Genomic DNA, 11437 nt, shown 5'->3' with positions numbered 1-11437 from the left:
ACCTCGGGCTACTTCGTCGAGTACGGCGGCCTCGAGGCCTGCACCCCCACGCTCTTCGCCACCGGAACCGTTACCGTCAACGTTAGCGGTAACGCCTCGCGCAGCACGGCCGGCACCAAAGGCCAGACGGTGCTCGAAGCCGCGCCGAACCCGAGCAACGGCCAGTTCCGCGTGCGGATGGTGGCCGGCACGGAAGGCCCGGCCCAGGTGGACCTGTTCGACCTGCAGGGCCGGCGCGTGAGTGCGCTGTTCAGCGGCTCGATGCAGGCCGGCGAGGAGCGCATCGTGCCCGTGAACGTGACCGAAGCTTCTTCGGGCCTGTACATGGTGCGCCTGCAGAGCGGCAAGGACGTGAAAGTCGTGCGCGTGTCCATCCAGAAGTAAGCCCCTCCGGCTGAACGCCTGAACCGGCAAAAAAAGAGCCCCGGCCAATTTGGCCGGGGCTCTTTTTTTGGAGATAGATGATTGACTGTTAAAGAGAAATGCAGTGGTGTGTGCCGGCTGTGCCCGGGGCTGTGCCGCGCAAAGCTGCCCGCCTCGCGAAATGGGGTTTATTTAATAAAGCATAGCAATTATATTTGGTTTCGGGTTCTTTGCGCCGCCAATTGATTTTGCCTGTTGCGGCGTTTTTTCAGTGCATCCGGGCCGGTTGCAAGGGGCATCTCACCCTGTCTGGCGCTTGCGGCTTCCTCATCATTACCCAGCCTGTGGCGGCTGGCTTCACTGCTCCTTATGGAAAAACCTTACGCCGGGGACAAAGTACACCTGCTCTACCTCGACAGCCTGCGCGGCGTGGCCGCGCTGGTGGTGGTGGTGCACCACGCGCTGCTCCAGGTCAACTTGCAGGGGTATGCCCTCACCACGGCGCAGACGTGGTTTCTGGCGCTGTTTCAGAACGGGCATTACCCGGTCAACTTCTTCATCGTGCTCTCGGGCTACTGCCTGATGCTGCCCGTGCTGAAAACCAATTACGAGCTGAAAGGCGGGGCGCTGAGCTTTTTCAAAAAGCGGGCGCGGCGCATTCTGCCGCCCTACTACCTGGCCATGCTGCTCTCGCTGCTGCTCATTGCGCTGCTCATCGGGCAGAAAACCGGTACGCACTGGGATGTCAGCATTCCGGTCACCAAAACCGACGTGCTGATGCATGTGCTGCTGATACAGGATTTGCTGGTGAGCACGGGCGGCAAAATCAACCACTCCTTCTGGTCTATTTCGGTGGAGTGGCGCATCTATTTCCTGTTTCCGGTGCTGCTGCTGCTGTGGCGCAAAATCGGGGCGGCGCGCACCGTCGCGTTGGTCGTCGTTGGGGCCTTCGCCCTGGTGGGCGCGCTGAAATTTCTGCACAAAAGCTACCCCGACCTGAATAACAACCCCAACGGCATCGTGCCGCACTACCTGCTGCTCTTCGCGCTGGGCATGCTGGGGGCCGATATTTCCTTTGCCCGGAGCGGCCTGTGGGCCCGGCTGACCGCCACCCACTGGACGGCGGCCCTCGTGCTCACCACCGGCCTCATTGCGGCGCTATCCATTGCCTCCGAGACGTTTAGCGTCATTCCGTGGCAGCTCATCGATGTGTGCGTAAGCGTGTGGGGCGTGTGCCTGCTCGTCATCTGCCACCGCATTCAGCACACGCCCGCCGGCGCGCACCACGGCCTCAAAGCGCTGATGGGCTGGAAGCCCCTGGTGTGGGTGGGCACGTTTGGCTACAGCCTCTACCTCATTCATGCGCCGCTGCTGCAGGTGCTGACGCAGTACGTGCTGATGCCGCTGGGCCTCAATCCGTTCGCAGGCTTTCTGGTGCTGAGCACCGTGGGGCTGGTGGCCATTGTGGGCGCGGCCTACGGGTTCTTCCTGCTCTGCGAGCGGCCGTTCATGACCCGCCGGCAGCCCTCGGTGGCCCTGGCGGCGGTGGTGGAGCCAGCCATTTAGCCTGCCCCGGCCCGCCACCAGCGGCTGCCGGCGGGCGCGGCCAACCCGAATCGATTTGTGGCAACAGCCTTGGAAAAGCCCTGCTCTGTAGCCGATAAACCATAAGTAATACAAGTATATTCGCTTACGTGGCGCTATCTTCGCCCGGGCGGTAATGCCAACGGAATATGGGTATGGAAAACAAGAAGAAGAACCTCGTCGTGGCCCCGTGCGGCAACGCTTCCACGCTATTTGCCACGGACTGGCTGCGCAATCCGGCGGAAAAAGAGTTTGATGTCTGCCTGCTTTTTTATCACCCGGTCATCAATGAGCCAGCGCTTTACGAAGGCGTGGAGCATTTCTACCACTTGAAGGACTTCAAGTACCGAATGCTGCACACGCTGCTCACAGCGGAAGCCCCGCAGCTCATCGACGAGTACGAATACTTTTTCTTTCTCGACGACGACATTGCGATGGACACGGCCGCCATCAACCGCATGTTTGAGCTGAGCCGCACCTTCGGCACGGCCATCTCGCAGGCTTCGCTCTCGCACGACTCGTTCTGCAGCTGGCCCATTTTCAAAAACAAGCCCAACTGCCTGCTCCGCTACGTGGGCCAGGTGGAGGTGATGGCCCCGCTGTTCAGCCGCGTGGCGCTGCAAAAGTGCCTGGTGAGCTTCAACGAAAACAAGTCGTCGTGGGGCCTGGATTCGGTGTGGCCGAAGATTCTGGGCTACCCGCGCAACGAGATGGCCGTGTTCGATGACGTGATAATGGAGCACACCCGGCCGGTGGGCGGCGGCGAGCTGTACAAGAAAATTCAGGCCGACCCCCACGAAGAATGGGAAGCAGTGGTGAAAAAGTACGACGCCATCAAGGACAACTACGTGGAATACGGCCGCCTCGAATACGTGAGCGAGCAATACAACCCCGTGATTTTCAGCTTGTATAAGCTGCGCGAGCAGGCCGACAAGCTCAAGCAGCACATTCAGGACTACGACGTGATGTCGCGGGTGAAAAACCGCCTCAACATCAAAGCCTAGCAGCTGCGCAACGCCCCAAAACACACGCCCCCCCAGAGCAATGCTCTGGGGGGGCGTGTGTTTTGGGGCGTTGCGGCCGATTACCGGCTTTCCTGGAAAGACTGGTCAAGCGCTTCGAGCACGGCGGCTCCCTGCTGGGCATCGAACTTGCGGGCGTAGAGCCGCGCCGATGCCTGTAGCGCGGGCAGGTCGGCCGGGGTAAAGGTTTTGGGACTGTGCCCGCCGCCCGACCAGTCGATGTAGCGCAGGTTGTTGTTGATGACCGTGGGCGCCAGCGGCGAGTTGAGCACAATGGATTGAACCACAAACTCATCGGAGCCCCAGGTGTACCGGAAGAAGCGTTGCAGCCGGGGGCGCGCATCCAGAAAACCGAGCACGTAGGCCGCGCATTCGCGGCTCAGGGTGTACCAGCCGCCCATGTTGCCGCCGTAGAGCACCGGCAGTGGCGGCCGGCGGCGCGGCAGCAGCGCATTGAGCACGCGCTGCAGCGCATACCGCCCCCGAAACGAGAGCTCGGTGAAGTGGTACCGGTCGAAATGGCTGGCATTGGCCTGCCACCAGGCCGAGCCCTGCGCCTCGTATTCCAGAAACGAGTGGCCGAGGTGCCGTGCCAGAAACGCATGGATGGCCGCCACCGGCTTGATGGGGTAGTCTTCGCCGCTCAGCAGGTTGATGAAATCGTAGGGCCGGCCGGTGTGCAGGATTTCGCGCATGCCCTCCAGCGAGGCCTGCGTGAGGCTGTAGCCGCCCCACTTCACGTCGAGCCGAACCTGGGTAAACTGCACATTGGGCAGCGCAGCCAGGTGGGCAAAGGGCTGATAATCGGTCTTCTGGTCGAGGTGAATGTAGAGGTCGGCCTGCGGGTGGGCCAGGGCCTGCACCAGGCGCGCCAGCTGGGCCGGCGCTTTGTGGGCCAGAATCAGGTGGGCAATTCTCATGCGACCGTGGACTGAGGCTGCGTGGGCTCCTGGCAGGGCCTGAGCGGCGTAGTTTTGCCAAATACCCCCCACAGCAGCGTGCGCGCCTCCCAGAAACCGGTAACGATGATGTCGCGGATGGACAGCGGCAAAAAGCGCTTCAGCTGCAGGTAGCCGTACACAAAGCCCACGATGGCCGTGGGGAACGAGGCCAGCGTGATGCCGTAGATGTTGGGAAACAGCAGCAGCACCACCGTGTCGCCGGCAATGTTGGTAGCCAGCATGATAAGCACTTTGTACATGTTGATGCGCGGCTGGTTCACCACATCGAGCGTCACGCCCACAAAGCGGTCGATGGGAAACAGAATGGCCAGGCTCATGATGATGCGCAGCAGATTGGCGGCTTCGGTGCCCCGGTACTTATTGCCGCCCACCAGGGCTATCGGAATATCGGCCAGCAGCACCGTGCCCAGAATGATGGGCACGAAGGCCCAAGTGAGCACGCCCGCGTTTTTGCGCAGCAGCCGGGCCACTTCGGCCAGGCGGCCCTGGTGGTAGGCGGCCGAAAGCGTGGGAATGGCCGTGGCCGTGAAGCTGCGCAGGGGAATGTTGATAATCTCGCCAAAACGCCCCGCCACGCTGTAGATGGCAAGGGCGGCCGGGCCCAGCATGAAGTTGATGAAGTAGGTGTCGGACAGGGAGAGCAGGTTGGTGGCCACGTAGCTGCCAAAGCTGTACTTGCCAAAGTGCGTCAGCTCCCAGATGCAGGCCGCCGTGCGGGCACGCAGGCTGCCCAGCCGCGCCCAGCCCAGGGCCAGCGAAACCAGGCTGGTGCCCACCGAGGCCGCCAGGTAGCAATACACCACGTACTGCAGGCTGCCGGTGTGGGTGAGGAGCATGATGCCCACGCCCAGCACAAACAGTCCCTGCGACAACAAGCGGATATACAGGATTTTATCGAACCTCATTTCGGCCTGCAGCACGTTGGTGGCGATGTAGTAGGGCAGCGTGGCCAGCAGCGTGAGCCCAAACCAGCGCAACAGCAGCGCCATCTCGGTGGATTGGTGGGCAAAGGGGAGAAATAACGCTACCAGGTTGAGCAGCAGCATGATGCCCGTAATGGCCAGCGCAATAATCCAGGCCGAGCCAATGACTTCGGCGCTGCGGGCGGGCGTGGCCCCCGAGCAGGCCCGGATGAAGGCCGTGGTGAGGAAACCCGTCCGGAAAGCATCGGCCAGGCCAATGTTGGAAATGAAGAAAATCCACAGGCCCACTTCCCGGATGGGCAGCGCCCGGTAGAGCAGCCCCAACGACACAATGCCCAGCCCCGACACCGCCACGTTGCCGGCCAGCGACAGGAACTGGTTGTTGCCGAGGTACGAATACAGTTTAGCAGGCAAAAGCTTTCTCATGGTGTGCAAAGTGCTTGCAGACAGGGCCGTAAGGGCCGGAAGTGCAGGCTAAGGCCGGGGCTTGTTAACGGGCTGCCGCCCGCTGCGCCTTGGCCCAGGCAGCGGGCTGGCTGTTGCGGAAAAACCGGACCGCGCCCTGAAAAACGGCCACGTTCATCATCGTAAAATAAAGCGGCACCAACAGCGGCCCGGCCGGCTTGCCCTGTGCCGCCCGCCACCAGCCCAGCGCCGCCGCGCCATAAAAAGCCCCTTGCAGCGCCAGCAGCAGCGCATAGAAGCCGCCGTATTGCGCGGCCAGCACGGCATTGAGCGGCAGCAGCGCGGCCAGCAGGGCGGGCGTCAGCGTCCAGCGCAGCACCCGGTGCGAGAAGTAGAGAAACGCCACCACCGGCTGCCGAAACGGGTTGAGCAGCGACAGCAGCCGGGACATGGCCTGCCAGCCGCCCGCGCAGATGCGCACCTTGCGCTTCATCTCCTCGCCGAGCGAGAAGGACGGCGGCTCCATGGCGTAGGCTTCGGGCTCATACATAACCTGATAGCCGGCATCGACGATGCGCATGGACTGCACGAAGTCATCGAGAATGGTATCGGCCTCCAGGGGCCTGAACAGGCTGGTGCGGAAGGAAACCAGCTCGCCGGCCGCGCCCATCAGGCTGTAGATGCGCGAGTCGCAGCGCTTCAGAAACGACTCGTATTTCCAGTACAGGCCTTCGCCCGCGCCCGAGGTGCTGCCGTCGCTCAGCACCCGCTTCTCGCCCGATACCGCGCCCACGGCGGGGTTGGCGTAGTGGCGCACCAGGCGGCGCACCGCCTCGGGGTTGAGCATGGTGTTGCAGTCGGTGAAGATGACGTAGGGCGTGGTCACGTAGCGAATGGCGCGGTTTTCGGCCATCGACTTGCCGGCCCGCTCCGGGGCGTGCAGGTGCTGCACGGTGGGAAAAGCCGCCAGCACCTCGCCCGAGTGGTCGTTCGAGCCGTCGGTGATGAACAGCAGGCGCAGCTTTTCGGCCGGATAGTCGAGGGCCAGGCAGTTGCGCACTTTCTCGGCCAGAATATCGGCCTCGTTGTAGGCCGGCACCACCAGCGTCACCTCCGGCTCAAACGCCGGCCCGGCGGCGGGGGCCGGCCGCCGCGCCAGGCGCGCCCACAGGCCCACCACCAGGGCATAGCCCAGGTAGGTATAAAGCACCACGGCCAGGGCCAACCAGAATAGATATTGCAGCATAAATGAGAGGTATAACGAATTCAGAAACAAGAAGCTACCGTGCGGAATGCGACTGCCGGGCCAGCACTTCCTCATACACTGCACGCACCTGCCGGGCCGTTTCCTGCCACGAAAACTGCCGGATGCGCAGGAAGCCTTTGGCCACCAGCGCGGCCCGTTCGGCCGGGTCGTTTTGCAGGCGCATGATGGCGGCGGCAATGGTTTCGGGCCGGAAGGGGTCGATGAGCACAGCGGCATCGCCGGCCACTTCGGGCATGGCCGAGGTGTTGCTCGTGATAACCGGGGTGCCGCAGGACATGGCTTCCAGAATGGGCAACCCAAAGCCTTCGCGCAGGGAGGGGTACAGAAACAGCTCGGCCAGGCTGTACAGGGTGGGCAGGTCTGAGGTCAGCACGTAGCCGCAGAGCTTGATGTCGGCCCGCAAATCGGTCAGGCTCAGCTCATTCAGCAAGGCCTGTAAATCAGCTTCCTTGAAATTCAAAATGACCAGCTTCAGCTTGAGCTGCTGCTGAGCTTTGAGCTGCGCCATGGCCCTGAGCAGGCCCCGGAAGTTCTTCTTGGGGTCGGTGTTGGCCATGAACAGCATAAACTGGTCGGGCAGCTCCAGGCGGCGCCGGGCATCGGCCAGCACGGCCGGGTCGGTCACGGCCCGGAACTGCTGGCCCACCCCGTTGTACACCACTTGCAGCTGGCCGTCGGGCAGGGGCAGCTTTTCCCGAATGCGGCGGCCCTCGAAGTGCGAGATGGTGATGATGCGCTGGCAGGCGTGCACCACGCGGGGCACGTTCCAGCGACGGTAGAGGTTGCCCAGGCGCTGGTACCAAGTGCCCAGGCGCAGGTTCAGCGGCTCCAGAAAGATGACGTCGTGCAGCGTGAGCACCAGCGGCCGGCCGGCCCGCAGCGGGGCCGTGTTGCTGGTGCAGTGCAGCAGTTCGATGCCGGCCTGCGCCGCCGCCCGCGGCAGCAGCACCTGCTCCCAATAGGGGTAGGGCCCGCCGGGCACTTCGATGATGCGAAAGTTGGGCGTTTCCCGAATGACTTCCCGGTCTTCGTCGGGCTTCACGAAAATGAAGTATTCGTTCTCCGTATCAATTTCCTGCAGGTGCCGGATGAGCTCCAGCGCCACCACGTCCATGCCGTACTTTCGGGGCCGGAACAGCCGCTGGGCTTCGATGCCAATGCGCCGCCGCGGTGCCGCCGGACGTGGGCTGGCGCCAGCAGGGGGAGCAGTCAGCGGCAATGAGTTTGAAGAAGTCGGGGTCATAAAGCAGCGTAAAAAGGTGAAGGCACCGGCTCAGACGGCCTGCAGCCGGGTGGCGGCCAGGGCGTGGTACAGGGCCTGGGCGCTGGCCGCCCAGGTATGGCTTTGGGCGAAGGCAATGCCCTCGGCGGCGGGGCGCGGGCCGGCATCGGCCAGGGCCTTTTCCAGCAGGTGCAGCCAGTCGGCGGGGGTGTGGGCCAGGTAGGTATAGGGGGCAAACAGGTCCATGGCCCGCGTGTGGGTGGCCACCACCGGCCGGCCCATGGCCAGGTATTCGTCGATTTTGAGGGGGTAGTTTCCCTGCGTCAGCTCATTGGCCAGCTGCGGATTGATGCAGACGTCGAAATGCTGGAGGTAGGCCGCCAGCTGGTCGGGGCGCTTGCTGCCCAGGAAAAACACGTTTGGCAGCCCGTGCAGGGCGCTGCGCCGGAAGGCCTCGTCCTCGGGGCCTATCAGCACCAGGTTCCAGTGCGGGCGCTCGCGGGCAATGGTCAGCAGCAGGTCGATGTCCAGGCGCATTTCCGTGAGGAAGCCGGTGTAGCCGATGGTGGGCCGGGGCACGGCCGCCAGGTCGGCGGGCACGGCGTGCCGGGCGGTGGCGTCGTACTGGGCCAGCACGCAGCCCTGGCCAATGTCGTAGCTGTGCGGGTTGTGCGCCCGCGCGTAGTCGCCCAGATAGGCAGAGTTGGCCACCACCACATCGGCCTGGCGGCACAGCTCGGCCTCTACCCACGGCCCGTGCCGCCGGAAGTAGGGCTGGCCCAGCACGTAGTCGCGCACGTAGTAGGTGAAGCTGAGCGGAGCCAGCAAGCGCTTCATTTCCAGCCCTTGGGGAATAATGCCGTCCTGAAAAAAGTGGTATGCAGAAAACCCAATGGCTTCGGCGGCTTTGCGGATGCTGGCGGCCAGCAGCTGGCTGTTCCAGCGGTTCAGCTTGCGAAACAACGATTTCGACGACAGCCAGTTGATGGACAGGCTCAGCACCGGGGGCGTGAGCACCCAGAGGTTGGGCCCGGCCTGCACCAGGCTGGCCTCCTGGCCGCGCCACACCCGGATGCGCTGTTTCACAACGGCATCGCGGGAATCCCTCAGCACCGTATTCAGGTCCAGCGGCAGGTTTACGAACAGGACCTGGTTGTGCTTCGCAAATTCCTTGGCCAGGTTTTTAGCATTGAACGCCAGGCCCATGTCCCAGTTTTGCTGGCATAGCATGACGATGTTTTGCTCTTTCATAAGCGAACCACGGAGTGGCAAATTAGCGTCGGCCGGCCGCGCGCAGCCCGTGCCGAATGCCGATGATTAAACAAAAAAGGGCGGGCAGAAAGATGATTTCCCAGGGCATGGCAATGGCCGGCTAAGCACCGGGGCGGGGCGTGGAGGCCACGCCGTGCGGGGTGTGCATGAAGGAGGTTTTGGCTTTTTTCATTTGCAGCAGGGCCAGCACCATGGCCCCCAGCGCCACCGGCAAGTGCAGCACGGCCTGGCCCACCTGGCGGGTGTAGAGCCGCGCCGGCAGGGCCAGCAGCAGGGCGGCCCCCGCGCCGCCGAGCAGCCCCAGCCAGTAGCCGGCCGCCGGCCCCACCGGCCACAGCAGCGAAAGCACCAGCAGCGCGCCCAGTATGCCCAGTAGCAAAATGCGCGGCAACAGCATGGACTGCAACACCTTGTCGAAGAAATCGATGTTTCCCCTGAACAGCTGAGCTATTCCTTCGCGGAAATACTTCTGCAGAAACTCCTGCTGGGTGGCCAGCCAGCGCGTGCGCTGCGTGGCAAATACCTTGGAGTTCGGGATTTTCTCGTCGAGCACGAAGGCCTGGGGCAGGTAGGCGATTTTGCAGCGGTCGCGCAGCACCCGGAAATCAATCTCCTTGTCCTCGCCCGGCGTGTCGCCGATGTCCTGCAGCAGGCGGTGGAGGTAGTCATACTCGAAAGCCATGCCCGAGCCAATGAGCGCCGACGACATGCCCAGGCGCGTGTGGCCCTGCCGGAAAATGTGGTTGTTGATTTCCTCGTTGCAGGCATCGAGCACGGCGAAGGGCGAGTCCAGGTTTTTGGCGGTGCGGTGGCCCTGCACCACGCGGTAGCCGGCGGCGAAGGCCTCGTTGACCTGGGCCAGGAAGCCGGGGGCCATCTCGTTGTCCACGTCCAGAATCACGGCCACGTCGTAGGCCGCGCGGGGCAGCGCATCGAGCGCGGCGAGCAGGGCCTTGCCCTTGGTGCTTTTCACGAAGCTGACCTCGACCACGCCGGTGCCCTGCTGGCGCAGCGCGGCCACGGTGGCCGGCTGCAGGCCATCGGCAATGACGTGGACCGCGAACGCCCCGGCGTAGGCGTGGCGGCTGGCGGCGGGGCCGGTTTCCTGAATCACGGTATCGGCGTGGTAGGCGGGCATGAGCACGCACATGCGGCGGAGCACGGCCCCGGTGGCAGTAGGCACCAGGGCTACCGGCCGCCGGTGGCCGGCGATGGCAAAAAACAGCAGGTACAGCACGTTCAGCAGCAGGTAGCTACCCAGCAGGTACAGCAGCAGTGAGAAAAGTGAAACCAGGGTACTCATGATAAGAAACAGGAAAACGGGCCGGGGCGCAAGCCCGCACATGCCATTGGGCCGCTACGCGGCCGGGTGGCGGTGCCAAAGACGTAAGTTCGTCAAAGGCTGGACTAATTTATCGAATAAAAGGGCTCCGGCCACGCAGATAGCCGCCACAATGGGCACTTCATACAAGCTGATTTCAAGCTGCGAAACCGCCTTGAGATAGAGCGAGAAGATGAACAGGTGGGTGAGGTAGAGCGAAAACGAGAAGGACTCGAGCCACAGCGTGGCGCGGGTGAGGGCCGGCAGCCGCTGGCCCAGCAGAAAAAGCAGCACGCAGCCCGAGAAGTAGGCAACGAACATGAAGTAGTCGTTCAGCACGTTGCCCTGCTCGCCGGCAAAGCGGTTGAGCAGCACCGCCGCGCCCAGCGCCCCGCCCAGCAGCAGGCCGAAGCGCCCGGCCCCCAGCTGCAGCAGCCGGGGCAGCCACTGCTCGCGGGCCGTCACCAGGCCCAGCGCAAACAGCCACAGGTACTGCACGGCCGAGCTGCACCACACCCGCTCGTGCTGCACGCCCAGCCGCAGCAGCAGCCCGCTGTAGAGCAATGAGATGAGCAGCGCCCCGCACAGCAGCGCCGGGGCCGACAGGCGCCGCGAAACCGCCAGCAGCGCCGGCCACAGCAGGTAGAACTGCACAATAGTGGATATGAACCAGAAATGCGGCCCGAAGCTCTCCATGTACTGCGGGAAAAACATTTTGTACAGCAGCACATGGCTCAGGTACGCCGGCCAGCCGGCCGGATACAGCACCACGAACTGGTTGACGATGAAAATCAGTGTAATGGCCACGTAGTAAGGGACCAGTATTTTCTGAAACCGTTTAAAGTAGAAGCTGCCCCAGCTGGTGGTGCGCGAGAAATAGAGGCCGTAGCTGGACGCAAACAGAAAAACGTAGATGCCCGCGCCGCCTATCTGGTTGGCGCGGGCCAGCAGGGGCGGCAGCTGCGCATTTATCAGCAGATGGTAGAGCACGATGGAGCCCATGGAAAGACCGCGCGCGAAACTGATAAACACCTGTTTCTCGGCAACGGCGGGGCGGGCGGGAGCCCTGAGCAACGGCGCGGAAGGATGCATCGGA

10 protein-coding genes are annotated in these 11437 nt (G+C 63.2%); 3 read left to right on the top strand and 7 right to left on the bottom strand.

Annotated elements, in window-relative coordinates; genetic code table 11:
• The 3 genes from ACYVHT_RS20560 to ACYVHT_RS20550 all read left to right on the top strand — a co-directional run.
• Window positions 1-384 (top strand): T9SS type A sorting domain-containing protein (locus ACYVHT_RS20560; RefSeq protein WP_460556593.1); only part of this gene is annotated, 384 nt, incomplete at its 5' end.
• Between the two features lie 348 nt (window positions 385-732).
• On the top strand, window positions 733-1929 hold the full coding sequence (locus ACYVHT_RS20555; RefSeq protein ID WP_460556591.1) for an acyltransferase family protein: 1197 nt from the start codon (window positions 733-735) through the stop codon (window positions 1927-1929).
• 173 nt (window positions 1930-2102) lie between these two features.
• Entirely contained in the window at window positions 2103-2951 is an 849-nt protein-coding gene (locus tag ACYVHT_RS20550) for a DUF707 domain-containing protein (protein ID WP_460556588.1), read from the top strand.
• An 80-nt stretch (window positions 2952-3031) separates the two neighbouring features.
• Here ACYVHT_RS20550 and ACYVHT_RS20545 read toward each other — a convergent pair whose 3' ends face one another.
• From ACYVHT_RS20545 to ACYVHT_RS20515, 7 genes are all read right to left on the bottom strand, one after another.
• Window positions 3032-3889: a core-2/I-branching beta-1,6-N-acetylglucosaminyltransferase family protein gene (locus ACYVHT_RS20545; RefSeq protein WP_460556585.1), complete on the bottom strand. Its 858-nt coding sequence runs from the start codon at window positions 3887-3889 to the stop codon at window positions 3032-3034.
• Window positions 3886-5280: an oligosaccharide flippase family protein gene (locus ACYVHT_RS20540; RefSeq protein WP_460556582.1), complete on the bottom strand. Its 1395-nt coding sequence runs from the start codon at window positions 5278-5280 to the stop codon at window positions 3886-3888. The genes ACYVHT_RS20545 and ACYVHT_RS20540 overlap by 4 nt, the downstream gene beginning before the upstream one ends.
• A gap of 64 nt (window positions 5281-5344) precedes the next feature.
• On the bottom strand, window positions 5345-6505 hold the full coding sequence (locus tag ACYVHT_RS20535) for a glycosyltransferase family 2 protein (protein WP_460556579.1): 1161 nt from the start codon (window positions 6503-6505) through the stop codon (window positions 5345-5347).
• 34 nt (window positions 6506-6539) lie between these two features.
• On the bottom strand, window positions 6540-7769 hold the full coding sequence (locus ACYVHT_RS20530) for a glycosyltransferase family 4 protein (protein WP_460556576.1): 1230 nt from the start codon (window positions 7767-7769) through the stop codon (window positions 6540-6542).
• Between the two features lie 30 nt (window positions 7770-7799).
• Entirely contained in the window at window positions 7800-8999 is a 1200-nt protein-coding gene (locus ACYVHT_RS20525) for a glycosyltransferase family protein (protein ID WP_460556573.1), read from the bottom strand.
• Between the two features lie 121 nt (window positions 9000-9120).
• Window positions 9121-10323, bottom strand: coding sequence for a glycosyltransferase (locus ACYVHT_RS20520; protein ID WP_460556570.1), 1203 nt, complete (start codon window positions 10321-10323; stop codon window positions 9121-9123).
• A 54-nt stretch (window positions 10324-10377) separates the two neighbouring features.
• Window positions 10378-11433 (bottom strand): acyltransferase family protein, encoded by a 1056-nt coding sequence (locus tag ACYVHT_RS20515; RefSeq protein WP_460556568.1) that lies wholly within the window; start codon window positions 11431-11433, stop codon window positions 10378-10380.
• Window positions 11434-11437 lie beyond the last annotated feature (4 nt).

This window comes from Hymenobacter daeguensis, from assembly GCF_054780555.1.
Note: the sequence above shows the minus strand (reverse complement) of the source record. Positions and strands in the feature narration are given on the sequence as shown.